This window comes from Pseudonocardia spirodelae, from assembly GCF_037727765.1.
Taxonomy (GTDB): Bacteria; Actinomycetota; Actinomycetes; order Mycobacteriales; family Pseudonocardiaceae; genus Pseudonocardia; species Pseudonocardia spirodelae.
In genome coordinates, this window is the sequence record NZ_JBBJUP010000018.1 from 101,210 (window position 1) to 125,393 (window position 24,184).

Consider the following 24,184-nt stretch of genomic DNA (forward strand, 5'->3'; position numbering starts at 1 on the left):
CTCCCGTCGTCGTGCCGGCACCGGCTGCGCGGGTCCTGGTTGATCACGGGCCGTCACCGTACTCGCCGAGACGGGCGTCACTCTGCGCGCCCTCACGGGTCCCGGCCGGCGGCGCGCCTAGGCTCGGTGACCGTGCAACGCAGACCGGTGGGCGGCAGCGGCCTCGAGGTGTCACGGGTCGGCCTGGGCACCATGACCTGGGGGGAGGACACCTCCCCGGCCGAGGCCCGCGAGCAGCTGCGTTCGTTCGTCGACGCGGGCGGCACGCTCGTCGAGACCGCCGACGACTACGGCGGCGGCGCCGCCCAGCAGGTGCTCGGCGGGCTGCTGCGGGGCACCGTCCGGCGCGACGGCGTCGTCCTCGCCGGGCGCGGGGCGGCCGCCGGGACCGCCGACGGCGAGCGGGCCTCGCGGGCGTCGCTGCTGCGCTCGCTGGACCGCACGCTGCGCCGCCTGGGCGTCGAGCACCTGGACCTGTGGCAGTTCCCCGGGTGGGAGCCGCGGGTCCCGCTGGACGAGACGCTGTCCGCGGTGCAGGTGGCCGTCTACTCCGGGCGGGTGCGCTACGCCGGCCTGGTCGCCCCCGCCGGCTGGCAGCTGGCGACGGTCGCGGGTAGCGCGGCCGCGGGACCGGACCCGGCCGTGTGCCGCCCGGTGTCGGCGCAGGTGGAGTACTCGCTGCTGGCCCGCGAGCCGGAGGCCGAGCTGCTGCCCGCCGCGCGCCACCACGGACTCGGGCTGCTGGCCTGGGCGCCGCTGGGGCGCGGGGTGCTCACCGGCAAGTACACCGACGGCACCCCGGCCGACTCGCGTGGCGCGAGCGCGCTGCTGGCCTCCTACGTCGAGGCCCGCCGCACCGAGCACTCGGCCCGGATCGTGCAGTCGGTGCTCACCGCCGCCGACGGGCTCGGGACCTCCCCGCTGTCGGTGGCGCTGACCTGGGTGCGGGACCGTCCCGGGGTCGCCTCGGCGGTCGTCGGGGCGCGCGACGCGGCGCAGCTGCGGGCCTCGCTCGCGGCCGAGGACCTGACCCTGCCGGCCGAGATCCGCACCGCGCTGGACGACGTCAGCGACCCCGTCTGAGGCGGCGGGTCGCCTAGACTGGGAATGCCGGACGCGTCACCCGCCGTTCACCGGGGCGACGTACACCCACCACCGGGAGGCATGCATGACCCAGGGCGCCGGGAGCGATGCGGAGGATGCCGCCGCCGGGAATCGGGTGGCCGGGACTCGGGACGGCGACGGCTGGACCGACGACCGGTACGAGTACCGCCCGGTGCGCATCGAGGGGGACGTGTCCCGCCTGACCGCCTCGGTGCGCCTGGCGATCCAGGCCGAGTTCTCCGGGTGGGAGCTGTCGCGGCTGCGCCTCTACCCCGGCGGGGTCCGCAAGGTCGTGCTGCGCCGCCGCCTCGGCGCCCGGCAGGGACTGCTCCCCGAGCCGACGTTCTGAGCCGGGCCGCCGGGCCGGTCAGGACCACCCGCCGTAGGGGACGGTCAGGAGCTCCATGCGGTGCCCGGAGGGGTCGTCGAAGTAGACCCCGCGCCCGCCGTCGTCGGTGTTGATCTCGCCGGGACGGGCACCGTGGGGGTCGGCCCAGTACTGCTGCCCGCGCGCGGTGATCCGCCCGAACGCGGCGTCGAACTCGTCCTCGGAGACGAGGAACGCGTAGTGCGCGACGGCGATGTCCTCCCCCTCGCGCACGTCGGCGTAGTCGAGGTCGACGCCGTTGGCGACGTGCACCACCCGGAACGGCCCGAACGACGTGGGCTCGGGCAGCCCCAGGATCTCCGCGAGGTACGCGGCCCCGGCGTGCTTGTCACGGGACGCGACGATGGTGTGGTTCAGCTCGGCCATGTCCCCAGCGTGCGACCTGCACCGGGGTACAGGTCAAGGGCCGGCTCAGGCGCCCTGCCACCCGACCTCGGGCGGCGTGCCCGCCCCGCGCGGGCTGGGCACCCCGCGGAAGCCGTACGGCGCGGGCTCGCGGCCCGGCTGGACGTACCAGCACTCCCCCGGCTCGCCGCGCTGCAGGATCTGCTCGATCCCGGCGGCCACCTCGTCGGCGGTGAGCAGCGGGAAGTCGCCGAACTGGTCGCGGACACCGCCGATCAGCGGGGTGTCGGCGAACCCGGGGCACACCGCGGTGACCGTGATGCCCTGGCCGGCCAGGGCCGGGCCCGCGGCCCGCACGTACCCGACGACGGCGTGCTTGGTCGCGGTGTAGAGCGCGTCGCCGGGCAGGCCGATCAGCCCGGCCAGCGACGCCGTCGCGACGACCCGCCCGCCGCCGGCGCGGCGCAGCGCCGGCACCGCGGCGGTGAGCCCGAACACGACGTGGTCGAGGTTGACGCCGAGGATGCGCCGGTAGCCGTCGAGGTCGAGGTCCTCCACACCGGACTGGCCCGCGGTGACGCCCGCGTTGAGCAGCACGACGTCGAGCCGTCCGAAGCGTTCCTCGGCGGCGGCGACCGCGGCGGTCATCGCCGCCGGGTCGGTGACGTCGGCCGGGTGGGCGAGCCCGACGGCCCTCCCGGCGACGGCCGCGGCGCCGTCGGCGTCCCGGTCCACCACGACCACCTGTGCACCCGCCGCCACCAGCCGGTCCACCGCGGCCGCGCCGATGCCCGACGCGCCCCCGGTGACCAGGGCGACCTTGCCCGAGAGATCCATGCCGCCACCCTGCCACCCGCCGCCCCGTCCCGTCACGGCGACGGGGCCGGGGCTCACGCGGTGCGCAGGAACCGGTCCAGCACCCGGGTGCCGAAGGTCAGCGCGTCCACCGGGACCCGCTCGTCGATGCCGTGGAACAGCGAGGCGAAGTCCAGCTCCGGGGGCAGGCGCAGCGGGGCGAAGCCGTAGCAGCGCATCCCCAGCGAGGCGAAGGACTTCGCGTCGGTGCCGCCGGAGAGCATGTAGGGCACGATCTCCGCGGTCGGGTCCTCGGTGCGCAGCGCGGCCTGCATGGCCTCGGTGAGCGCCCCCTCGAACGGCGTCTCCACCGGCGGGAGCTCGGTGACCCACTCGCGCTCGACGTCCGGCCCGAGCAGCTCGTCGACCTCGCGCAGGAACGCCTCCTCGCGCCCGGGCAGCACCCGGCAGTCGACGACCGCCTCGGCCGTCGACGGGATGACGTTGGCCTTGTAGCCGGCGCTGAGCATCGTCGGGTTCGCGGTGTCGCGGACGGTGGCGCCGATGATCCGCGAGATCGGGCCGAGCTTGGCCAGCGCGCCCTCCAGGTCGTCCTCCGGGTACTCGACGCCGGTCAGCTCGGTCATCCGGTCCAGGAACGCCTGCACGGTGTCGGTCACGACCAGCGGGAACGTGTGGTTCCCGAGCCGGGCGACCGCCTCGGCGAGGATGGTGACGGCGTTGTCGTCGTGCAGGAAGGACCCGTGGCCGGGCCTGCCCTTCGCCCGCAGCCGCATCCAGGCGATGCCCTTCTCGGCGGCCTCGATCAGGTACGCGCGCTGGTCCTCACCCAGGGTGAGGGAGAAGCCGCCGACCTCGCCGACGGCCTCGGTGCAGCCCTCGAACAGGTCCGGCCGGTTCTCCACCAGCCACTGCGCGCCCCACTTCCCGCCGGCCTCCTCGTCGGCGACGAAGGCCCACACGATGTCGCGCGGCGGGACGACGCCCTCACGCTTGAAGCGGCGGGCGACCGCCAGCATCATCGCGTCCATGTCCTTCATGTCCACCGCGCCGCGGCCCCAGACGTAGCCGTCCTGCACCGCGCCGGAGAACGGGTGCACCGACCACTCGGACGGGTCGGCCGGCACGACGTCGAGGTGGCCGTGCATCAGCAGCGCGCCGCGGGAGCGGTCGGCGCCCTGGAGGCGGGCGAACACGTTCATCCGCTTCGGCATCCCGGACTCGACGACCTCGACCTCGTAGCCGACCTCGCGCAGCTTGTCCGCGACGTAGTCGGCCGCCTCCGCCTCACCGGCCAGCGTCTCGGGGTCGGCGGTGTTGGTCGTGTCGATCCGGATCAGCTCCGAACACAGCTGCACGACCTCGGCCTCGGCGCTGCTCGGATCGTCGTGCTGGGAAGCGGTCATGGCCGTGTTCTACCACCGGCGCCCGGCGGCGGCCGGGGCCGCCGGAGCCGCCCGACCCCGCCGCGGGCCCCGGCGCGGGGCTCGGTTATGCTTCCCCCATCGACGCGGTCGCGAGACCGCGACGTCCGAGTGGCGGAATGGCAGACGCGCTAGCTTGAGGTGCTAGTCCCCGTATAAGGGGGTGGGGGTTCAAGTCCCCCCTCGGACACACACCACACGACACCGGTCACGGCCCCGCGCCGTGGCCGGTGTCGTGTTTCCCGCCCCGGACACCCTGCCCGACGTGACGCAGCCGACCCCGCTCCCCCGTCGATTGACGACTTACGATAATCGTCAAACAGGGAGGTGGGGGCCCGTGTCGACCGACGACCGACGGACCGAACCGCTGTACCGGATCAAGGCCGAGCTGTTCAAGTGCCTGGCGCACCCGGTCCGCATCCGCGTCCTGGAGGAGCTCGCCGCGGCCGGGGACGACGGCGTCGCCGTGTCCACGCTGCTCGCCGTCACCGGGTACGAGGCCTCGCAGCTGTCCCAGCACCTCGCCGTCCTGCGCCGGGCCGGGCTCGTCTCCTCCACCCGCAGCGGGAACGCCGTCGACTACCGGCTAGCCCAGCCGCTGGTGGCCGAGCTGCTGGTCGTGGCCCGGGCGTTCCTGCTGGCCGACCTGGCCCGCGACGACGAGCGGCTCGCCGCCGCCCGGGCACTGCCCCCGCTGCCGGGGGCCAGCGTCCGCGCCCTGCTCGAGGTGGGCGACCCGCTCGCGGCGGGCACCGGGACCACCTCGTGAGGGTGGCCGACCTGCTCCCCCGCCGCGACGACTACGACCTGCGGCCCCGCGCGCTGCGCGCCGACCTGGCCGCCGGGGTGACCGTCGGCGTCGTCGCCCTGCCGCTCGCGCTGGCGTTCGGCGCGAGCGCCGGGGTCGGACCGGCCGCGGGGCTGGTGACCGCGGTCGTCGCCGGGGTCGTCGCCGCCGTGGCTGGCGGGTCGCACGTCCAGGTGTCCGGCCCGACCGGCGCGATGGCCGTGATCCTCGCGCCGATCGTCGCCACCCACGGCACCGCCGCGGTCGCGCTGGTCAGCGTGCTCGCCGGGCTGATCGTCCTGGTCGCGGGCGTGGCCCGGCTGGGGCGGCTGGCCGGTCTCCTGCCGTGGCCGGTCGTGGAGGGCTTCACGCTGGGGATCGCCTGCATCATCGCGCTCCAGCAGGTCCCGGCCGCGCTCGGCGTGCCCGCCGCGGCCGGGCACGACACCGTCGGCACCGCCGTGCGCGCCGCCGTCGCCGCCGTGTCCGACGCCGGGCCGCGGACGGCCTGGACGCTCGGGGTGGTGGCCGCGGTGGTGGTGCTCGTCGCGGTCCTGCCGCGGCTGCACCCGGGCATCCCCGCCTCGCTCGTCGCGGTCGTCGTCGTCACCGTCGTCACCGAGCTCGCCGGTGCCCCGGTGCCGCGGATCGGTGCGCTGCCCGGCTCGCTGCCGCTGCCGGTCGTCCCCGACCTCGACCCCGCGACGGTGCGCGCCCTCGCCGGGCCCGCGCTGGCCGTCGCCGCGCTGGCCGCGGTCGAGTCGCTGCTGTCGGCCCGGGTCGCGGCGTCGATGACCCGCACCGGGTACCGCGCGGACCGCGAGCTGGTCGGGCAGGGGCTCGCCTCGGTCGCGAGCGGGCTGTTCGGCGGGATGCCGGCCACCGGCGCGATCGCCCGCACCGCGGTCAACGTGCGCGCCGGCGCCCGGACCCGGCTCTCGGCCGTGGTGCACGCGCTCGTCGTGCTGGGGGTGCTCTGTCTCGCCGCCGGCCCGGTCGGCCGGATCCCGCTCGCCGCCCTGGCCGGGGTCCTGCTCGTGACCAGCACGCGGATGATCCCGGCCCGGACGGTGCGCACGGTGCTGGGCGCGGGCCGCGCCGCGGCCGTCACCTTCGCCGTCACCGCGGTGCTCACCGTCGCCGTCGACCTCGTCGTCGCCATCGAGATCGGGATCGCGGTCGCCGCGTTCTTCGCGCTGCGGCGACTGGCCCGCGACGCCGTGGTGCACCGGGAGGCGCTCCCGGGCCCCGCCACGGGCGGCGACGAGCACATCGCGCTGTTCCGGCTGCAGGGCGCCCTGTTCTTCGGCGCGGCCGACCGGATCCTCACCGCCGTGCTGGAGGGCGCCGCCGGCGCGCAGGTCGTCGTGCTGCGGCTGTCCGGGCTCGGGATCCTCGACGCGACCGGCGCCCGCGCCCTCGGGGAGATCGTCGACACGCTCGAGGCACGCGGGCTCACCGTGATCGTCAAGGGGGTCCGTGCGGAACACCGCGACGTGCTGAGCGGGGTCGGCGCGCTGGCCGGGCTCCGGCACCCGTCGCACCTGCACTCCGACCTCGACGCGGCCCTCGCCCACGCGCGCACCCACGTCCGGCGCCCCGTGCCCGGCGGGCCGCCGGCCGGGTGACACCGCGGCGCGGCCCGCGGTCGCGCCCGTGCCGCGCCCGGTCAGCGGCCGGCGCCGGCCCGGGTGCCCAGCGCGAGCACCGCGCCGAACGCCGCCGCCCCGGCCAGGACCACGAACAGCTCCGCGTAGCCGCCCAGCGGACCGGCGAGCGCCGCCCCCGCCCACGGCGACACCGCGACCGCGACGGTCGCGGGCGCCGACAGCACCCCGTTCAGCCGCCCGTAGAACTTCGACGGCCAGCGGTCGGACACGGCGGTGGCCTGCAGCAGCGTCGTGATGCCGCGGGCGGCGCCGGTGAGCACGGCGGCGGCCACGAGTAGCCAGGCCGGGCCGGGGAGCAGGCCGAGCAGCGCCGTCGTCGCGGCCAGGAGCGCGAGCACGACGACCGCACGGCCCGCCGGCGCGAGCCGCCCGACCGCGCGGGTGTAGACGGCGCGCCCGGCGACCTGGCCGAGCCCGCCGAGGCCGAGCGCCCAGGCCGCGGTCTGCACGTCCAGCCCGCGCTCGATGAGCAGCGGGACCTGGTTGACCGCGACGGCGAACCCGCAGAACGTCCCGAGGAACACCGCGGCCACGGTGAGCAGGAACGGTCGGCTGCGCGCGATGGCGCCGGGGTCCGCGCGCTCCGGCGGTGCGGGCGCCTCCGGCCACGGGCCGCGCAGCCCGGCCAGGTGCGCGGGCACCGTCACCACCAGCAGGACTACGGCGAGCACCAGGTAGGTGCCGCGCCAGCCGTACCCGCCGAGCAGGGCCGCCGACAGCGGCGCGAACACCGTGCTGGCCAGGCCCGCGACCAGCGTCAGACCGGTCAGGGCGCGGACCCGGTCCGGGCCCCACCAGCGGGTCAGCGCCGCGAACGCGGGCGGGTAGAGCGTCGCCGACTGGGCGAGCCCGGCCAGCAGCCAGGCCCCGAGGAACAGCGGCCAGGTCGGGGCGCAGGCGATGGCGACGACCGCGGGCACCCCCAGCAGCGACCCCGCCGTCATCACCCAGCGCGGGCCCCAGCGGTCCAGCAGCCGGCCGACGCCGATGCCCGCGACCGCGGACACCCCGAGCCCGGCCGAGAAGGCACCGGTCACCGCGCCGACCGACCAGCCGGTGTCGGCGGAGACGGCCGGGGCCAGCACGGGGAAGGCGTAGTACAGGACGCCCCAGCTGGTGATCTCGGTCAGGCAGAGCACGACGAGCACGCGGCGGCGGAACGCCGCTCCCGGGACCGTCCGGACGTCGTGCACCCCGTCACCTCGCACCGTCGCCTGGGGCGACCGTAACCTCCCGGGCGTGCGACTGGACCCCACGACGGCAGCCGGCAGCGACTCCCCGATCGGCGCGGCCCTGGCCCTGGCCGGTGAGCGCGACCCCGCGCGGGACGCGACCCACCCGCTGCTGGACATGTCGCAGGCGGCGCCGCCCTACCCGCCGGCCCCGGAGATCGTCGAGCGGGTGGTGGAGGTCGCGCGCGACCCCGCCGCGATCGGCTACTCCCCCGTCCCCGGCATCCCGGCGCTGCGCCGCGCGATCGCCGACGAGCTGGTCCGCGACCACGCCCGGGCGGGCGCGGTGGACCTCACACCCGACGACGTCGTGGTCACCGCGGGGTGCAACCAGGCGTTCGCGGTGGTGGCCGACGCGCTGGCCGGGCCGGGCGACGAGGTGATCTCGCCGCTGCCGTACTACTTCAACCACGACATGTGGCTGCGGATGCGCGGTGTCACGCCGGTGTACCTGGAGCCCGACGCCGGGCTCGTCCCCCGCGCCGCCGACGCCGAGGCGCTGGTCACCCCGCGCACCCGCGCGATCGTGCTGGTCACCCCGGGCAACCCGAGCGGGCTCACGGTGCCGCCGGAGGAGATCGTCGCGTTCGCCGAGCTGGCGCGGCGCCACGACCTGGCGCTGGTCGTGGACGAGACCTACCGGTCCTTCCGCGACGACGCGGGCGCGCCGTCGCACCCGCTGTTCTCCGACCCGGACTGGCGCTCGACGGTGGTCGCGCTGCACTCCTACTCCAAGGACCTCGCGATCCCCGGCCACCGCGTCGGCTCGCTGGTCGCCGGGCCGGAGCTGCGCCGCCAGGTGCTGAAGCTGCTCGACTGCATCGCGATCTGCGCCCCGCGCACCGGGCAGGAGGGTGCGGTGGCCGGGCTGACCCGCGCCGGGGCCTGGCGGGCCGGGCGGGTCGCGGACATCGCGCGGCGCCGCGCGCTGGTCGGCACCGCGCTGGACGGCGCCCCGGGCGGGTTCGAGGTCGTCTCGCTCGGCGGGTTCTTCGCCTGGGTCCGCCACCCGTTCCCCGAGCGGCCCACCCTCGACGTGGTGCGCACCCTGCTGCTCGACCACGACGTGCTGACCATCCCCGGCACCGCGTTCCTGCCCGACGACCGGCAGATGCTGCGGATGTCGGTCGGGCGGATCGACGACGACGGCGCCGCCCTGCTGCGCCGGCGGCTCGTCGCGGCGGGGGCCGGTCGCTGACGGGAAGACGGCGCCGCGCCGCGGCGTTCGCGCCGACATGACCTCCGACCTGCGCCTCGGCACGGCCTCCGGCCGCTGGGTCGTCGCCGCCTGCGTCCTCGGCTCGGGCATGGCGATGCTCGACAACACCGTCGTCACCATCGCCCTGCCGCGGATCGCCGAGGACCTCGGCGCCGGGTTCGCGGGGCTGCAGTGGACGGTCAACGGCTACACCCTCACCCTGGCCGGGCTGATCCTGCTCGGCGGGTCGCTGGGCGACCGGTTCGGCCGGCGGCGGATCTTCGTGACCGGCGCGGTCTGGTTCGCGCTCGCGTCGCTGCTGTGCGCGCTCGCGCCGACCGTCGAGGTGCTGGCGGCGGCCCGCGCGCTGCAGGGCGTGGGCGGCGCCCTGCTGACCCCGGGCAGCCTGGCGCTGATCTCGGCGTCGTTCCACGGGGCGGACCGCGCGGCGGCGATCGGCGCCTGGTCCGGGCTCGGCGGGGTCGCCGGGGCACTCGGCCCGTTCGTCGGGGGGATGCTCGTCGAGTGGTCGTGGCGGGCGGTGTTCCTGGTGAACCTGCCGCTCGCGGCCGTCGTCGTGGTGGTCGCGCTGCGCCACGTCCCGGAGTCGCGCGACCCGGACGCGGCGCAGCGGCTCGACGTCCCGGGCAGCCTGCTCGCCGTCGCCGGGCTGGGCCTGCTGACCTGGGCGGGGACGGCCGCGGGCAGCGGCCCGGCCCCGGGACCGGCGGTCTGGGGCACGGGCGCGGCCGGGGTGGCGGCGCTGGTCGCGTTCGCCGTCGCCGAGCGGCGCAGCCGGTCCCCGCTGGTCCCGCCGGAGCTGTTCACCGCGGCCGGGGACGGGCGCCGCTTCACCGGGGCGAACCTGGTGACCGTCGCGGTGTACGCGGCGCTGTCGCTGCTGTTCGTGCTGCTGGCCGTGCAGCTGCAGGTGGTCGCCGGGTTCTCGCCGCTGCTCGCCGGGACCGCGACGCTGCCGGTGACCGTGCTGATGCTGCTGCTCTCCCCGCGCGCGGGGCGCCTGGCCACCCGCACCGGGCCGGCGCCGCTGGTGACCGTCGGGCTGCTGCTCGCCGCGGGCGGGCTGCTGCTCGCGTCGCGGATCGGGCCCGGCGCCGGGTGGGTCACCGACGTGCTGCCGGCGACCGCGCTGGTCGGGCTGGGGCTCTCGGCCGCGGTCGCGCCGCTGACCACCGCCGTGCTGGACGCGGCCGCCGACCGGCACGCCGGCGTCGCGTCCGGGGTGAACAACGCGATCGCCCGCGCCGCCGGGCTGCTCGCGGTGGCGACGGTGCCCGCCGTCGCCGGGATCCGCGGCGACGCCCCCGCCGACCCCGCGTCGTTCGGCCCCGGGTTCGGGGTGGCGATGACGATAGGTTCGGCACTCCTCGTGATCGGCGCGGCACTCGCTGCGGGTCTGTTACGGGGTACACCTGCGAGATGAGCCACATCCGACCGACCCGTTTCTCCACTCAACGTATACATTGACGTACAAGCGTTACTGCATGCGAGTGAGGTGAGGGTGGACGGTGCGTGGTCGAGCCCCGCAACCGCAGCCGCCGCCGCGGACCGCCCCTCACGCACGGTCACGAAACCGTTGCTGGACGCTCTGGGGCACGCGGCCGCGGAGTTCGCCCTGGCGCCGTCGCGGGACCGGCCGATGGCCGTCGTCGGGATGGCCCAGCGCGCGGAGTACCTGACGCCCCTGCTCGACACCTGGTCACAGCTGGCCGCGCTCTGCGGCGACGGCGCCGTCGTCGCCACCGCCGGGCCGCCGCCCGACGGCCTGCCGGCCGGCCTCGGCCACGTCCGGCTCACCGACGGCGAGGACGCGGCGCGCGAGTGGAGCGTCACCGTGCTCACCCCGCGGTCCGGGACGACGGTCGTCGCGCACGACCTGGAGGCGGTCGACGGCGCGGCCCGCTCACTGGAGCGCGGGCGGCTGTTCCGTGCCCGCTGGTCCTTCCGCCACGTCGACGCCCACTCCGAGCTGCTGCGCCTGCGCCACCAGCTCGGACCCCGGCTCGGCGCCCGGCACACCGGCGGGCTCGACGAGGTGCTCTCGCGGGTCGTCCCGATCCCGGGCACGGCCACCGACCACCGCTACGACGCCGCCGCAGACGCCCTCGCCCGGTACCTGTCCGAGGAGCGCCGCCGCGCCGACACCGCCCAGCACCGGCTCGACGACCTGGAGCCCGGCGCCGAGCGTGATCCGCGCAGCGGCCTGCGCACCCGGGCCTTCCTCGACCGCTGGCTCGCCGGTTCCGCACCGGGGACACTGCCGCTGGGCCTGGTCCTGCTGCGTGTGCACGGCCTGGGCTCGGTGACCCGCCGGCACGGCTTCCGCGCCGAGACCTCGGTCCTGCGCGGGGTCGCGCGCCTGCTGGAGGGCCACACCGGCTCGGCGGGCCGGCCCGTCCGCGTCGGGCGCGAGGAGTTCCTGCTCGTGCTGCCGGGCAGCGACGTCGGCTCGCTCGCGGTCGGCGCCCGGCGGCTGTGCGAGAGCGTCGCCGGGCTGTCCGCGGCCTTCCCGTTCGTCCCGACGCCGTGCCACGCGGTGATCACCCGGACCCGGCACCGCCCGCTCCCGCTGGACGCGATGTGGGCCGCGCTCGACGGCGCCGGGGCCGGGACCGGGGTGACCCTGCTGCGCGGCTGAGCGGAGCCGGGCCGGGCTCAGCCGCGGACCTCGGACGCGATCAGCTCGGCGGTGCGGCAGGCCAGCGCGACCAGGGCCAGCGTCGGGCCGACCGCGCCCGCCGACGGGAACACCGCGCTGGAGGCGATGTGCACGTTCGGGGTGCCGTGCACCCGGCACCACGGGTCGACGACGCCCGTGCGCGGCGACGCCGACATGCGCAGCAGGCCCATCTGGTGGGTGCCGTCGGTCATGTCCAGGTCGTGCACCCGGTCGACGTCGGACAGGTCCACCTGCGCCAGGCCGGTGCGCTCGATCTCCTTGCCGATCAGCGACAGCGACGTCGCGATCGCCTCCCGGTCCGCCGGCGACACCCGGTAGTCCACCCGCAGCCGGTGCTGGCCCAGCGCGTCGCGCTCGCGGTCGAGGGTGACCCGGTTGGCGGGGTCCGGGGTCTGCTCGGCGTCGAACCGCAGCCGGCAGTGCGCCGAGTCCAGCGGCATGAACGACGGCACCCGCCGCTCGCCGGTGATCCGCGGCCGGACCCAGCCGCGGGCGAAGCGGGCGACGCGCAGCGGGTCGGCGGCGACGTTGCGCACGTGGTGGCCGATGTCGGTGGTGCGGCTGTACTGGGCGTGGGTGCCCGCGGCCTTGAACCCGGTGCGCAGCTTGCCCATGCCCCAGTAGGTCAGCGCGAAGGTCGACAGCAGGGCGTCGCCGTGCCCGGCGTCCTTCGGGTCGGCGAACCACAGCGCGGCCTTGAGGTTGCCGAGGCGGTGCTCGGCCTGCACGCGCGGGGCCAGCGAGAGCATCCGGCGGGCGTAGACGCCGTCGTCGGTGGGCAGGTAGCCGAGCCCCAGCTCGCGCCCGGCCGGGGTGAGCCGCAGCCGTCCGACCTCGCCGACCGGGTGGGTCATGTAGTGCCGGCCGACCTGGCCGTACTCGTCGCCGATGCCGGCCCCGGTGCCGGTGCCGCCGTAGCCGTCGGAGGCCAGCAGGATGCGGGTGGACTCCAGCCCGCCCGCGGCGACGACGAAGTGCCGGGCGCGGATGCGGACCTCGCAGCCCGGCCGCGGCACGACGACCGCCTCGGTCGCGGTGCCCGACACCTCGTCGCGCTCGAGCCGCGAGACGGTGGCGTGCAGGAACAGCCGGATCCGGCCCGCCTCGGCCATCGCCCGCACCGCGGGCGCGGTCGAGGTCGGCGGGCTCCAGCGCCACAGGTCGTCCCAGCGCAGGTCGTCGCTGTGCACCCCGGGCGGCGGCTCCGGGAAGCCGGAGCGCGCGGCCGAGTACTCGCAGGCGCCGGCGTCGAGGTGGCGCTGCGCGGCCGGGTACCAGCTGCGCAGCTCGTCGTGCGGGATGGGCCAGGCCGCGCCGGGCATCCAGTCGCGCTCGGCGAAGTCGACGTCGTCGAGCGGGGCACAGCGCCCGCCCCACACCAGCGAGGTGCCGCCGAGACGCTTCTGGCGGACCGCGTCGACCGGGTCGTGGGCGCCGCGCCCGGTGATGCCGCGGTAGGTGTCGCGGGCCAGCCGGCTCAGGTTCGGCCCGCCCCCCTCCAGGACGACGACGCGCAGGCCGCGGTCGGCCAGCTCGGTCGCCGCGGCGGCACCGGCCGGGCCGCTGCCGATGACGCAGACCTCGGCCTCGAACCAGGAGCCGGGGAGCGCGCGCCGGGTGTCGATGAGCATGGAGGGTCGGTCCTTCCGATCGGTGGCGCACCGGGCGCGGTCGCGCCGGTGCCGCCGGGGGTCCTGCTGTCGCACAGGGGGTGCTGCGGCCGTTCCGATGGTGCCCGGTCCCGCCTGTGAGGACGCTGTGGCACCGTCCGGTCCGGTCCCCCGGCACACCGGCACCCGCCCGACGGCGCGTACGGTCGTGTCCGGTTCGCGTGGTTCGTCCGCGGGACCGACGGCGTCGCACGCGACGTGGACGCCGGGGACACGGTGCGGAGGACCGGATGGGACTGGCGGCGATGACGACGACCGCACGGGGCATGGCCGCCACGGTCCGGGTCCTCGGGCGCGGCGAGCTGGGCCGCTTCACCGGCGGCGACCGGTCGGAGGTCGCACGCTTCGAGTCCGAGCTGGCCGCCGCCGTCGGCACCCCGCACGCGCTGGCGGTCAACAGCGGCACCAGCGCCCTGGTCGCGGCCCTGGTCGGCGCCGGTGTCGGCCCCGGCGACGAGGTGCTCGTCCCGGCCTACACCTGGGTGTCGACGGCGGCGGCGGCGCTGGCCGTCGGCGCGGTCCCGGTCCTGGTCGAGGTGGACGCCTCGCTGACGATGGACCCCGCCGACCTGAAGGACCGGATCACCCCGCGCAGCCGCGCCGTGCTCCCGGTGCACATGCTCAACCACGTCGCGGACATGGACGCGATCATGGACGTCGCCGAGGCGCACGGCCTGGTCGTGATCGAGGACGCCTGCCAGGCGATCGGCGTCACCTACCGCGGCCGCCCGGCGGGCTCGATCGGGCACGCCGGCTGCTTCAGCTTCAACCAGCACAAGAACATCCGCTCCGGCGAGGGCGGCGCGCTCGTGACGCGTGACACGCGGCTGTTCGAGCGGGCCTCGATGTACCACGACGTCGGCAGCTACGAGCGCGCCGGATTCGCCGGGGCCGACGCCGACCTGATCGTCGGGGTGAACCTGCGGATGCCGGAGCTCTCCGCGGCGGTGCTGCGCCCGCAGCTCGCCGGGCTGCCCGCGCAGATCGCGCGGCGCCGCCGGCACCGCGACATCATGCTGTCCGCGCTGGCCGGGCGGACCGGCCACGACGCCGAGCCGGTGCCCCACCACGACCCGGCGCACGCCGCCGGGCTGGCCCTGACCTTCGCGACGCCGGAGGCGGCGGCGGGGTTCGGCGCCCGCCGCGGCGTGCACCGGCTGATCGACACCGGGCGCCACGTCTACACGAACTGGCGGTCGCTGCGGGCCCGCAACCCGCTGCACCCTGGCTTCGACCCGTACGCCGCGAACGGCACCGCGATCGACCACGGCCCGCAGGCCCGCCCGCGCACCCTGGAGATCCTGGCCCGCACCTGCGTCGTCGACCTGGCGCCCGAGCTGCCGACGCCGGCGTTCCGGCTGCTGGCCTCGCGCACCGCGCGCTGAGCACCGCCCGGACCGGTCTCAGCCCGCGGGGGCGAGCACGGCCTGCACGTGGCCGTCGCGGTGCACGGTGCCGGTCACCGCGACCGGCACGTCGCGGGCGAAGCCCGGCCCGCCGGTGACGAACGTGTGGAACTCGCCGTTCTCGCCGCACGGGTCGACGCCGGGCGCCAGGGCGTCGAGGAACGCCGCGTCGAACGCCACCCCGGCGAGCGCGGCCGGCACCCGCGCCGGGTCGACGGCGACGACGACCGCGCGCAGCCCGGCGGCGAGCATCCCCCGGGCCAGTGCCGCGGTGTCCGCGCCCCACAGCGGGAACACCCCGGCGACGCCGGTGCCGTCGAGGACGTCCTCGCGGAACGCGCGGACGTCGGCGAGCGCGAGGTCCCCGCACACCAGGCCGGTCACCCCCGCCCCGCCGGCCGCGCCGAGCGCGGAGCGCAGCCGCTCCCGGTAGGTCCCGTCCGGGCACGCGGGCGGCAGCTCCACCCGGTGCAGCGGCAGCGCCAGCGCGGCGGCCTGGGCCTGCACGAGCGCCGTCCCGACGCCGTGCACGGCGATCTCGGCCCCACCGGACGGGACGGACGTGGTGGTGCTGAGCAGGCCCGTCACCCGGTGCCCGGCCCGCCGGGCGGCCGCCAGGGCCGTCGCCGCGTCCTTGCCGCCGGACCAGCTGACCCACATGTCGGACACCCGGGCACCGTAGCGTCCGGACAGGTCACGCCGGGTGGTCCCACGTCGCGGACGGTGACCGGGGCGGGCTTCTGGAGCGCGTCCCCGACGGCTACCGTGATCGCGTGCCCGAACGCCACGACGATGCCACGGTCACGGCGTGGGCGCTGGCCGCCGGCGCCGGGGACCGGGCCGCGCTCGCGTCGTTCGTGCGCGCCACCCAGGCCGACGTGCACCGTTTCCTGGTCCACCTCGCCGGCCGCGACGACGCCGAGGACCTCGCCCAGGAGACGTTCCTGCGGGCACTGCGGTCGCTGCCGTCGTTCGCGGGCCGCTCCACGGCCCGGACCTGGCTGCTCTCGGTGGCGCGGCGGGTCGCGGTGGACGCGGTCCGCACCGCCGTGCGCCGGCCCCGCGTCAGCGACCTGGGCGAGGACACCCAGGAGGTGCTGGAGCGGGCCGCCCCGCGCACCGGTGCGCAGGAGGCCGTGCTGCTGCGCGCGCTGGTCGACGGGCTCGCCCCGGACCGGCGGGAGGCGTTCGTCCTCACCCAGGTCCTGGACCTGGGCTACGCCGAGGCCGCCGCGGTCTGCGACTGCCCGGTGGGCACGATCCGGTCGCGGGTGGCCAGGGCGCGCGAGGACCTGCTGCGGGCCCTCGGCGAGGACGCAGGCGGCTCCGGCACCGGTGCCGCCCCGGGTGCCCGGCGGGCCGCGCGCCCCTGACCGGCAGACACCGGGGTGACCGGTGTCGCACCCGGGAACCGCGGGCGCCGCGCCGACGACCACTCGTGTCGTGCGCCCCCGCACCTCCCCCGCCCCCGAGGAGGGCCTGTGATCTCGTCGGTTCCGCTCGCCTGGACCCTCACGGTGCTGTTCACCGCGACCGGGCTGTACGCGCTGCTCCGCTGGGCCGCCGCGGTCGCCGAACGCCGCTCCGCGGCGCACCGCACCGCCGAGCTCGCCCACCTGCTGATGAGCGCGGCCATGGTCGTGATGACCTGGACCTGGTACGGCGAGGCCGGGCTCCGGACCCAGATCGTGCTGTTCACCGTGCTGGGCGTGTTCTTCGTGGTGACGGCGGCGCGCGGCGTGGCCTGCGGGCCGTCCGGCCGGGCCGCCGGTGCCGCGCACGCCCTGATGGCGGCGGCGATGGTGTGGATGCTGGCCGCGATGCCGCTGATCATGGCCACACCGGCCGTGGCGGCGGGCGGCGGCGCGCACGACCACCACGGCGGCGGCGACATGGCGGGCATGGACGGCACGGGCGGCGGATCCGGCCCGGCGGGCTGGGCGGTCGCGGTGACCGTCGGGCTCTGCGTGGTGCTGCTGGCCGCGGCCGGGTTCTGGGGGGCACGGGCGCTGAGCCACGACCGCGACGCGGGCGACCCGCTCACCCCCGACGACGCCCCCTCCGGCGCGTCGCCCCGGCCCGGCACCGTCCCGGAGGACGCCGGGACCACCGGGAGCACGGGGAGGACCGCGGTCGCGGAGCGCACGCGGGCCCCGAGCGCGACCCGGCTGGGCGCCCGCTCGGACGCCGCCTGCCACGCCGCGATGAGCGTCGGCATGGTCGTCATGCTCGCGGCGATGGTGGCGGGCTGGTGAGCGCCGGACTCGACACCCGGCCGGACCCGCCGACGCCCCCGCCGTCACGACCGCCGCTGCTGCGCGGGCTGACCGGCCTCGTCACCCGCATCCACTTCTACGCCGGCCTGTTCGTCGGACCGTTCCTGCTCGTCGCCGCCGTCACGGGGCTGCTCTACACGGTCTCGCCGCAGATCGAGCGGTGGGCCCACGCCGAGGCCCTGACCGCCCCGGTGAGCGGCCCGGAGCGTCCGCTGTCCGAGCAGGTCGCGGCCGCGACGGCCACCCTGCCCGGCCTCGACGTCGTCGAGATCCGGCCGTCCCGCGAGCCCGGTGCGACCACCCGCGTCTCCTTCGACGCGGACCTTCCCACCAGTTACAAGCGGACCGTGTTCGTCGACCCGTACACCGCGCAGGTCCGCGACACCCTCGACACCTACGCCGAGTGGCTCCCCGCCCGCGGGGTGATCGACAACCTGCACCGTTCGCTGCTGCTGGGCCCGCCCGGGCAGATCTACACCGAGCTCGCCGCGTCCTGGCTCGCGGTGCTGACGCTGTCCGGGCTGGTGACGCAGCTCGCGCGGCGGGTCCGCCGACGTCGTGACCGGGTGCTGCCGCACCGCGGCGGCGCGCCGCGGGCGCGGCTGCGGTCCTGGCACGGGGCCGTGGGGATCTGGGCCTCGGCCGGTTTCCTCTTCCTCGCCGCCACCGGCCTGACGTGGTCGCAGTTCGCCGGATCCACCGTCACCCAGCTGCGGATGAGCCTCGACTGGACCACGCCGTCGGTCAGCGCCACGCTCCCGGCCGGCGGCGGGGACGCCGCGGCCGCCGTACCGGTGACGCCCGCCCGCCCCGTCGCCCCGGACGCCGTGTCGCGGACCGCCGAGCGGGTGCTGGACGCCGCGCGGGCCGACGGCCTCGGTGGACCGGTGAAGCTCACCCCGGGCGACCCCGGCGAGGCCTGGACCGTGCAGCAGGTCGTACGTTCCTGGCCGTCGCAGCAGGACTCCGTGGCCGTCGACCCCGCCACCGGGACCGTCACCGACCGCCTCGCGTTCGCCGACTGGCCGGTGGCGGCGAAGCTGGCGCGCTGGGGCATCGACGCCCACATGGGCCTGCTGTTCGGCACCGTGAACATGGTGGCCCTGGCCGCGCTCGCCTCGGCGGTCGTCGTGCTGGTGGTCTGGGGGTACCGGATGTGGTGGCTGCGCCGTCCGACCCTGCCCGACGGCTCCCGCGCCCTCGCCGGGCCGCCCGCGGCCCGGGAACGACCGTCGGCGGCCTCGGTCGCCCTGGTCGGGCTGGCCGCGGTCGGCGTGGGACTGGCGCTGCCCGTGCTGGGGGTCTCGCTGATCGCGTTCCTGCTCCTCGACGCCCTGGTCCCGGCGCGGCGCGACCGCACGGTGGCCGTGACGGGGGGAGGCCCGGGCGCGCGGGCCGGGGGGCGCCCCGGCGGCCCCGGCCCGCGCCCGGTAGACACGGGACCGACCCCTCCCCGTGAAGGAGACACCCGTGTTCCGGACCTCACCCGCCCCCTGGACGACGGCGGACATCCCGCCCCAGCAGGGGCGGACCGTGATCGTCACCGGCGCCACCAGCGGCCTCGGCCTCGAGACCTCCCGCGCGCTCGTCCGGGCCGGTGCCCGCGTGGTGCTCGCCGTGCGCGACACCGCCCGCGGCGAGCAGATCGCGTCCGAGCTGGGCGGCGCGGCGTCGGTGCGGCGGCTCGACCTCGGTGACCTGACCTCGGTCCGCGAGTTCGCGGCCGGGTTCGAGGGCACCGCCGACGTGCTCGTCAACAACGCCGGGCTGATGGCCGTCCCGTTCTCGCGGACCGTCGACGGCTTCGAGACCCAGCTCGGGGTCAACTTCCTCGGCCACTTCGCGCTGACCGGGCTGCTCGCCGACCGGATCACCGACCGCGTCGTCACGCTGTCCAGCCTCGCGCACCGGATCGGGCGCATCGACCTCGACGACCTCAACGTCGAGCGCCGCCGCTACGAGCGCTGGACCGCCTACGGCCAGTCCAAGCTCGCCTGCCTGATGTTCGCCTACGAGCTGGAGCACCGTTTCGTCGCCGCCGGGTCGCGGCTGCGCTCGATGGCCGCCCACCCCGGCTACGCCGCGACGAACCTGCAGTCGCGCACCGAGTCCTTCCAGGACGCGGTGATGGGCGTGCTCAACCGCGTCGTCGCCCAGTCCGGGCAGGCCGGGGCGCTGCCGACGCTGTTCGCGGCGACCGTGCCGGACCTGCCCGGCGGCGCCTTCATCGGCCCGGACGGGTTCGGCGAGACCCGCGGACACCCCCGCCCCGTGGGGTCGACCGCGGCCTCGCACGACCGCCGGGTCCAGCGCGCCCTGTGGGAGCGCGCCGAGGAGCTGACCCGCGTCACGTTCCCCCTCTGACCCGCCCGCCGGCCCGGCCGCCGGGGACGGCGGCCGGGCCGGAGACGGCCGGTCAGAGCTTGGAGAGCCGGGTGAAGTTCTCCGGGATGATCAGGTCGTCGCGGGTCAGCTCGTGGATGGACTTCTTGCCCAGCCCGAGCAGCGCCTCGTCGATGCCCTTGTAGAGGATCGACAGGACGTTGGTGACGCCGCGCTCGCCCTGTGCGGCCATGCCCCACAGGTAGGCGCGCCCGATCAGGCAGGCCCGGGCGCCGAGCGCGAGCGCCTTGACGACGTCGGCCCCGCGGCGGATGCCGCCGTCCATCACGACCTCGACCTGGTCCCCGACGGCGTCGACGACCGCGGGCAGCGCCCGGATCGCGGCCGGGGTGCCGTCGAGGTTGTTGCCACCGTGGTTGGACACCGAGATCGCGGTGGCCCCGGCGTCGACGGCGCGGCGGGCGTCGTCAGGGTGCATGATCCCCTTGATCATGAACGGGCCGCCCCACTTCTCGCGCAGCCACGCGATGTCGTCCCAGGTCGGGAGCGGCGTGGTCCACCAGACGCCGTAGGCGCCGAAGAAGGTCGGGGCGTCGCCGCCACCGGGGGGCGCCATGTTCGGGGCCTTGAGGTCCGGGATGCGCCCGCTCTTGGCCCAGTCGAGCAGGTAGCGCGGCTTGGTGATCATCTCGGGCGCGAACTGCAGCGCCGCCTTGACGTCGACCTTCTCCGGGATGGGCGGGCTGCCCCAGTCGCGACGGGTCGCGAACGTCCAGTCCAGGGTGACGATGAGCCCCTTGGCGCCGGCCCGCTTGGCCCGCATCGCGCGCTCGAGGATGTCCTCCTTCGACCCGGCCCAGTAGACCTGGAAGAAGACCTTGTCGTGGACGGCGCAGACGTCCTCGACCGAGCGCGACGCGAACGAGGACAGGCCCATCGCCGTCGACACGGTCTGCTCGGGGTTCAGCGGGTTCTGGATGTTCGAGCTGTGCGCGGCCCGCGCGACGGCGACCTCGCCCTCGGGGTCCACGGCCTGCACACCGGTCGGCGAGATCAGCACCGGGAAGTCGATGTCGACACCCATCACCGAGGTCTTCTGCTCGCGCTGCGGCGGCAGGCCGGCGATGTGCGGGCGGAAGCCGAGCTCGTCGAACGCGGCGACGTTGTCGGCCAGCGTGATGCCCTGCTCGGCCCCGGCCACCAGCGCGTAGTAGACCGACTTCGGCAGGCGCCTGCGCGCACGGCGCTGCGCCTCCGCGACCGTCTCGAACCAGTCCTTCGTGCTCGCCATGCCTGCCCCTTCGCAGTCGGTTGGTGCGCCCGGTCGCCGTCGGTGGGCGACCGGTCCGACACGCCGGCCGGATCGGTCACGGTCGCACGTGGCGGGTCTCATGGCACGGTAGCGTTTCGGCACCGAGTGCCACAATGAGAACCGCCCGGACCCCGTCCGATCGGCGAGGGCACGACCGTCCGCCCGACCAGCCACGACGGGCCCCGACCGGCGCGTGACGGGGCACGCACCCGACCGGCCGTCACGACTCGTCACGCAGCGCGTCCGGTCACCCTCCGACGGCGCACCCCGGATCGTGTGGACGCCGGGGGCGGACCGGCCGTCGGTGACGCTCCGCTGTCTCGCTACGGTGTGCCCGCAGTCACCGGTCAGCGGGCGGTGGGCCCGCGGCAAGGAGGAGCCGTGTACAGCCACGCGCGGGGTGGGCACGCTTCGGGCGCGATGCCCGCCGGCCCGGTCGGACACGCCCTGCAGCCCGGGTACGGCGCCGCGGGCGCGCACCGGCCGATCGGGCTGCCCGGCCAGATGCGGGCCCCCGAGCCGCCGCGGCCGCCGGCCCCGGCGCCCGCCGGCACGCAGCTCACCGTGCTCGCCGTCGACGACGAGGAACCGGCCCTGCTGGAGCTGGCCCACCTGCTCGGCGAGGACCCGCGGGTGGCGACGGTGCTGACCGCGCCGGACGCCACCGAGGCGCTGCGCATCCTGCACGGCTCGCAGGCCGACGCCTCGACCCCGTCGGTCGACGTCGTGTTCCTCGACATCCGGATGCCGGGCCTCGACGGCCTGGAGCTGGCCCGGGTCCTCAACGCGATGGCCGACCCGCCGCCGGTCGTCTTCGTGACCGCGCACGACGACCGCGCCGTGGACGCCTACGAGGTCGGCGCCGTCGACTACCTGCTCAAGCCGCTGCGCACCGAGCGGCTGTCCGGCTCGCTGGACCGCACGATGGCGCTGCGCGCCGCCCGCCGCGCCGACGCGGGCCCGCCGCCGGTCAACGGCCACCACCCCGGGGCCGAGCCCGCCGGCCGCCCCGACGCCGCGCCGGTCCGCCGCGGCGCCCCCGCCGCCACCGCCGACGACGAGGTCGTCCCGGTCGAGCTCGCGGGCACGACCAAGCTCGTCCCCCGCTCCTCCATCCGCTTCGTCGAGGCCCAGGGCGACTACGCCCGGCTGCACACCAACGAGGGCAGCCACCTGGTCCGCATCCCGGTCTCGGTGCTGGAGGACCGCTGGGGCGAGGCCGGGTTCGTGCGGATCCACCGCGCCTACCTCGTGTCGCTGCCGCTGATCACCGAGCTGCGGATGGCCGGCTCGGGCTACGTCGTCCGGCTCGGCAACGGCCCCGGCGCCGTCGAGCTGCCCGTCAGCCGCCGGCACACCGCCGGGCTGAAGCGGATCCTGCGCGGCCGCCCGCCGCGTCCGCAGCGCGGGCCCGACGACGGTCCGGACGGGCCCGTCCTGCCCCGCTGACGCCCCGCGGGCGCGCCCGCGACCGTCGCGGAGGCGACACGCCCGGTCACCGTCCGCGCTGCCGCGACCGCCGGGGTCACCTAGCCTGGTGAACGGTGTCCACAACGGGTGAGTCCCCGCGCGTCCTGACCGTCACGAACCGCCACCGGCGCGGGCGCCGCCCGCCGGTGGTCCTCGTCGCGGTGCTGGCCGCCTGCGCGCTCGTCGCGGGCTGCTCGGCGGCCGCCGACCCCGCACCGGCCGCCCCGGCGCCGGCGACGACCGCGCCCCCGGCCCCCACGACGACGGCACCCCCGGTGCCGGAGCTGCCCGGCGGCGACACGGTGGTGTTCCCCGGCCGCCGCATGGCCGCGCTCTACGGCCATCCGGGCACTCCGTCGATGGGCGTGCTGGGCGAGCAGGACCTGCCCCGTTCGATCGAGCGCGCGAAGCGGCTCGCGGCCGACTTCCAGCCGCTGGTGCGCGAGCCCGTCGTGCCGGCCTTCGAGATCATCGCGACCGTCGCCGACCGCGTCCCCGGAGCGGACGGCGACTACTCCGCGGAGATGAGCGTCGACGAGCTCCGGCCCTGGGTCGAGCAGGCCGGCCGGGCCGGGGTCTACGTCGTGCTGGACCTGCAGCCGGGCACCACCGACTTCCTCACCCAGGCCAGGCGCTACACCGAGCTGCTGGCCCGGCCGCACGTCGGGCTCGCGCTCGACCCGGAGTGGCGGCTGGAGCCCGGGCAGCGGCACGGCGTGCAGGTCGGGTCGGTGACCGCGGCCGAGGTCAACCGGACCTCGCAGTGGCTGGCCGGGCTGGTGCGCGAACGGCGGCTGCCGCAGAAGGTGTTCCTGCTCCACCAGTTCCGGGTGCCGATGATCGCCGACCGGCAGGCCGTCGTGACCACGCACCCGGAGCTCGCGACGGTGCTGCACGCCGACGGCTACGGCACCCGCCAGGAGAAGCTGGAGACCTGGAACGCGCTGCACGCCGCGCCGCGCCCGACGGGCCTGTGGTGGGGCTGGAAGAACTTCATCGACGAGGACTCGCCGACGTTCACGCCCCGCGAGACCTACGCCGTCCGGCCCGAGTCCCCGGTGTTCGTCTCCTACCAGTGACCCCTCTGTCCGCCTCCTCCCGACCTGTCCCGGGCCACCCACAGGGGTGGGTGGCCGCCGACCGAGATCGTGATCACGGCAAGTACCCTCACCGGAGCCCGCGCGCCGCCGCCGTCGCCGGGAGCGCAGGCGCGTGCCGCGGCCCGGAGCCCGGCACGACCGCCCGCCCGTGCCGACCAGTGAAGGGGGGTGTCCCGGGTGGACGAACGACCGCACGAGGGCTCCCGCCCCACCGGAGGAGACCGGCCCCGACGACCGGGCCCGGCCGGCGGCGCACGCCGCGACGACCGTCCGCACCTGCGGCGTGACGGCCGCCAGGATCCGCAGCGCGACCGGGGCGTACCCGGGGCGCCCGCGCGGCCCGGCGCCGTTCCGCCGGAGCGCCGGGGACCCGGTGACCGGCCGGCCGCGCCGCGCCCCCCCCAGGACGGCGGCGGCGCGCCGGACCGGCCGTCCGGCCCGGCCCGCCGCCCGGGTCCGCCCGGCACCGGCCGCCCGCCCGCCGGGGACCCGCGACGGGGCACCGGCCCCGAGGCCCGGCCCGCAGGCCCGGGCGCGCCGCCCGACGACGACCCCGACGACGGCCCCTGGCCGCGCCGCCGCGAACGCGAGGCCGCGGCCGACGCGCGCCGCGTCGCGGCCTGGTCCGGCCGCCGTACCGAGCGCGGCGAGGCCCCCGGCCGCGGCGGCCACAGCGACAGCAGGCCCACCGACATCCGCTCGATCCGGGCCACCCGGCGCGGGATCGGCGAGACCGTGAAGGTCCCCGGCCGCCCCGACACCGCCGCCGAGCACCGCCGTCACCTCGCGGCCGAGCCCGGCGTCCCCGCGCAGGACCGCGACCGCGCGGCCCGGCTCAGCGGGGAGATCCCGATCGTCCCGCGCCGTCCGGGTGACCGGCCCGGCGCGGCACCCGGTGCGGCACCCGGTGCTGCACCGCCCGCGGTGCCCCGGCCCGGCGGG

Annotated in this window: 20 protein-coding genes, 1 tRNA gene and 2 pseudogenes; 16 read left to right on the forward strand and 7 right to left on the reverse strand. The window is 76.8% G+C overall.

Annotated features, from left to right (window positions below):
* Positions 1-132 precede the first annotated feature (132 nt).
* Together WJX68_RS20410 and WJX68_RS20415 are read left to right on the forward strand one after the other, a co-directional pair.
* A complete protein-coding gene (locus WJX68_RS20410; protein ID WP_340293427.1) occupies positions 133-1,083 on the forward strand; it encodes an aldo/keto reductase in 951 nt (316 codons plus the stop codon).
* A gap of 136 nt (positions 1,084-1,219) precedes the next feature.
* Positions 1,220-1,453 carry a DUF5703 family protein gene (locus WJX68_RS20415; RefSeq protein WP_340293430.1) on the forward strand — a complete coding sequence of 78 codons (234 nt, stop codon included), beginning with the start codon at positions 1,220-1,222 and terminating at the stop codon, positions 1,451-1,453.
* 18 nt (positions 1,454-1,471) lie between these two features.
* On the opposite strand, the gene WJX68_RS20420 is transcribed toward WJX68_RS20415, so the two are convergent.
* From WJX68_RS20420 to WJX68_RS20430, 3 genes are read right to left on the reverse strand one after another with little or no spacing between them, the layout of a single operon-like run.
* Positions 1,472-1,858 (reverse strand): VOC family protein, encoded by a 387-nt coding sequence (locus WJX68_RS20420; protein WP_340293433.1) that lies wholly within the window; start codon positions 1,856-1,858, stop codon positions 1,472-1,474.
* 45 nt (positions 1,859-1,903) lie between these two features.
* Positions 1,904-2,674, reverse strand: coding sequence for an SDR family NAD(P)-dependent oxidoreductase (locus WJX68_RS20425; RefSeq protein ID WP_340293436.1), 771 nt, complete (start codon positions 2,672-2,674; stop codon positions 1,904-1,906).
* A 53-nt stretch (positions 2,675-2,727) separates the two neighbouring features.
* On the reverse strand, positions 2,728-4,059 hold the full coding sequence (locus tag WJX68_RS20430) for a M20/M25/M40 family metallo-hydrolase (protein WP_340293439.1): 1,332 nt from the start codon (positions 4,057-4,059) through the stop codon (positions 2,728-2,730).
* A 123-nt stretch (positions 4,060-4,182) separates the two neighbouring features.
* On the opposite strand from WJX68_RS20430, the gene WJX68_RS20435 reads away from it, so the two are divergent.
* The 3 genes from WJX68_RS20435 (at position 4,183) to WJX68_RS20445 (ending at position 6,492) form a co-directional block, all read left to right on the forward strand.
* Positions 4,183-4,267 (forward strand) — tRNA-Leu (locus WJX68_RS20435).
* A 147-nt stretch (positions 4,268-4,414) separates the two neighbouring features.
* Complete coding sequence (locus tag WJX68_RS20440) at positions 4,415-4,846, forward strand: ArsR/SmtB family transcription factor (protein WP_340293442.1); 432 nt, start codon at positions 4,415-4,417, stop codon at positions 4,844-4,846.
* Positions 4,843-6,492, forward strand: coding sequence for a SulP family inorganic anion transporter (locus WJX68_RS20445; RefSeq protein ID WP_340293444.1), 1,650 nt, complete (start codon positions 4,843-4,845; stop codon positions 6,490-6,492). The genes WJX68_RS20440 and WJX68_RS20445 overlap by 4 nt, the downstream gene beginning before the upstream one ends.
* 41 nt (positions 6,493-6,533) lie before the next feature.
* On the opposite strand, the gene WJX68_RS20450 is transcribed toward WJX68_RS20445, so the two are convergent.
* Complete coding sequence (locus WJX68_RS20450; protein ID WP_340293446.1) at positions 6,534-7,727, reverse strand: MFS transporter; 1,194 nt, start codon at positions 7,725-7,727, stop codon at positions 6,534-6,536.
* A gap of 46 nt (positions 7,728-7,773) precedes the next feature.
* On the opposite strand from WJX68_RS20450, the gene WJX68_RS20455 reads away from it, so the two are divergent.
* The 3 genes from WJX68_RS20455 (at position 7,774) to WJX68_RS20465 (ending at position 11,623) form a co-directional block, all read left to right on the forward strand.
* The gene (locus WJX68_RS20455; protein ID WP_340293448.1) at positions 7,774-8,964 is read left to right on the forward strand and encodes an aminotransferase; all 1,191 of its coding nucleotides are present in this window, start codon (positions 7,774-7,776) and stop codon (positions 8,962-8,964) included.
* 37 nt (positions 8,965-9,001) lie between these two features.
* Positions 9,002-10,408 carry an MFS transporter gene (locus WJX68_RS20460; RefSeq protein ID WP_340293449.1) on the forward strand — a complete coding sequence of 469 codons (1,407 nt, stop codon included), beginning with the start codon at positions 9,002-9,004 and terminating at the stop codon, positions 10,406-10,408.
* Positions 10,409-10,561: 153 nt separating this feature from the next.
* Positions 10,562-11,623, forward strand: coding sequence for a GGDEF domain-containing protein (locus tag WJX68_RS20465; protein WP_340293452.1), 1,062 nt, complete (start codon positions 10,562-10,564; stop codon positions 11,621-11,623).
* A gap of 17 nt (positions 11,624-11,640) precedes the next feature.
* Here the strand turns inward: WJX68_RS20465 and WJX68_RS20470 are convergent, their stop codons facing one another.
* On the reverse strand, positions 11,641-13,296 hold the full coding sequence (locus WJX68_RS20470) for an FAD-dependent oxidoreductase (protein WP_340293455.1): 1,656 nt from the start codon (positions 13,294-13,296) through the stop codon (positions 11,641-11,643).
* A 269-nt stretch (positions 13,297-13,565) separates the two neighbouring features.
* Here WJX68_RS20470 and WJX68_RS20475 point away from each other — a divergent pair, with 269 nt between their 5' ends.
* Complete coding sequence (locus WJX68_RS20475) at positions 13,566-14,720, forward strand: DegT/DnrJ/EryC1/StrS family aminotransferase (RefSeq protein ID WP_340293458.1); 1,155 nt, start codon at positions 13,566-13,568, stop codon at positions 14,718-14,720.
* An 18-nt stretch (positions 14,721-14,738) separates the two neighbouring features.
* Here the strand turns inward: WJX68_RS20475 and WJX68_RS20480 are convergent, their stop codons facing one another.
* Positions 14,739-15,401, reverse strand: coding sequence for a Dph6-related ATP pyrophosphatase (locus WJX68_RS20480; protein ID WP_340293484.1), 663 nt, complete (start codon positions 15,399-15,401; stop codon positions 14,739-14,741).
* Between the two features lie 113 nt (positions 15,402-15,514).
* Between WJX68_RS20480 and WJX68_RS20485 the strand changes: the two genes are divergently transcribed.
* The 4 genes and pseudogenes from WJX68_RS20485 (at position 15,515) to WJX68_RS20500 (ending at position 19,381) form a co-directional block, all read left to right on the forward strand.
* Positions 15,515-16,114 (forward strand): sigma-70 family RNA polymerase sigma factor, encoded by a 600-nt coding sequence (locus WJX68_RS20485; RefSeq protein WP_340293460.1) that lies wholly within the window; start codon positions 15,515-15,517, stop codon positions 16,112-16,114.
* A 108-nt stretch (positions 16,115-16,222) separates the two neighbouring features.
* Complete coding sequence (locus tag WJX68_RS20490; RefSeq protein WP_340293462.1) at positions 16,223-16,996, forward strand: DUF5134 domain-containing protein; 774 nt, start codon at positions 16,223-16,225, stop codon at positions 16,994-16,996.
* Positions 16,993-18,174: pseudogene (locus WJX68_RS20495) on the forward strand (PepSY-associated TM helix domain-containing protein); the annotation flags it as partial. The gene WJX68_RS20490 and the pseudogene WJX68_RS20495, both read left to right, overlap by 4 nt.
* Before the next feature lie 313 nt (positions 18,175-18,487).
* The gene (locus WJX68_RS20500) at positions 18,488-19,381 is read left to right on the forward strand and encodes an oxidoreductase (protein ID WP_340293466.1); all 894 of its coding nucleotides are present in this window, start codon (positions 18,488-18,490) and stop codon (positions 19,379-19,381) included.
* Between the two features lie 52 nt (positions 19,382-19,433).
* Here the strand turns inward: WJX68_RS20500 and mftD are convergent, their stop codons facing one another.
* A complete protein-coding gene (gene mftD / locus WJX68_RS20505; protein WP_340293469.1) occupies positions 19,434-20,651 on the reverse strand; it encodes a pre-mycofactocin synthase MftD in 1,218 nt (405 codons plus the stop codon).
* A 525-nt stretch (positions 20,652-21,176) separates the two neighbouring features.
* Here mftD and WJX68_RS20510 point away from each other — a divergent pair.
* The 3 genes and pseudogenes from WJX68_RS20510 to WJX68_RS20520 all read left to right on the forward strand — a co-directional run.
* Complete coding sequence (locus WJX68_RS20510; protein WP_340293487.1) at positions 21,177-22,121, forward strand: LytR/AlgR family response regulator transcription factor; 945 nt, start codon at positions 21,177-21,179, stop codon at positions 22,119-22,121.
* A gap of 95 nt (positions 22,122-22,216) precedes the next feature.
* A complete protein-coding gene (locus WJX68_RS20515; protein WP_340293472.1) occupies positions 22,217-23,221 on the forward strand; it encodes a hypothetical protein in 1,005 nt (334 codons plus the stop codon).
* Positions 23,222-23,419: 198 nt separating this feature from the next.
* Positions 23,420-24,184 (forward strand): annotated as a pseudogene (locus WJX68_RS20520) (hypothetical protein); the annotation flags it as partial.

Coding starts and splice junctions, on each gene's coding strand:
- WJX68_RS20420 (WP_340293433.1), bottom strand. CDS start 1,858: ATGGCCGAGCTGAACCACACCATCGTCGCGTCCCGTGACAAGCACGCC.
- WJX68_RS20425 (WP_340293436.1), bottom strand. CDS start 2,674: ATGGATCTCTCGGGCAAGGTCGCCCTGGTCACCGGGGGCGCGTCGGGC.
- WJX68_RS20430 (WP_340293439.1), bottom strand. CDS start 4,059: ATGACCGCTTCCCAGCACGACGATCCGAGCAGCGCCGAGGCCGAGGTC.
- WJX68_RS20460 (WP_340293449.1), top strand. CDS start 9,002: ATGACCTCCGACCTGCGCCTCGGCACGGCCTCCGGCCGCTGGGTCGTC.
- WJX68_RS20470 (WP_340293455.1), bottom strand. CDS start 13,296: ATGCTCATCGACACCCGGCGCGCGCTCCCCGGCTCCTGGTTCGAGGCC.
- WJX68_RS20475 (WP_340293458.1), top strand. CDS start 13,566: ATGGGACTGGCGGCGATGACGACGACCGCACGGGGCATGGCCGCCACG.
- WJX68_RS20480 (WP_340293484.1), bottom strand. CDS start 15,401: ATGTGGGTCAGCTGGTCCGGCGGCAAGGACGCGGCGACGGCCCTGGCG.
- mftD (WP_340293469.1), bottom strand. CDS start 20,651: ATGGCGAGCACGAAGGACTGGTTCGAGACGGTCGCGGAGGCGCAGCGC.
- WJX68_RS20510 (WP_340293487.1), top strand. CDS start 21,177: ATGCGGGCCCCCGAGCCGCCGCGGCCGCCGGCCCCGGCGCCCGCCGGC.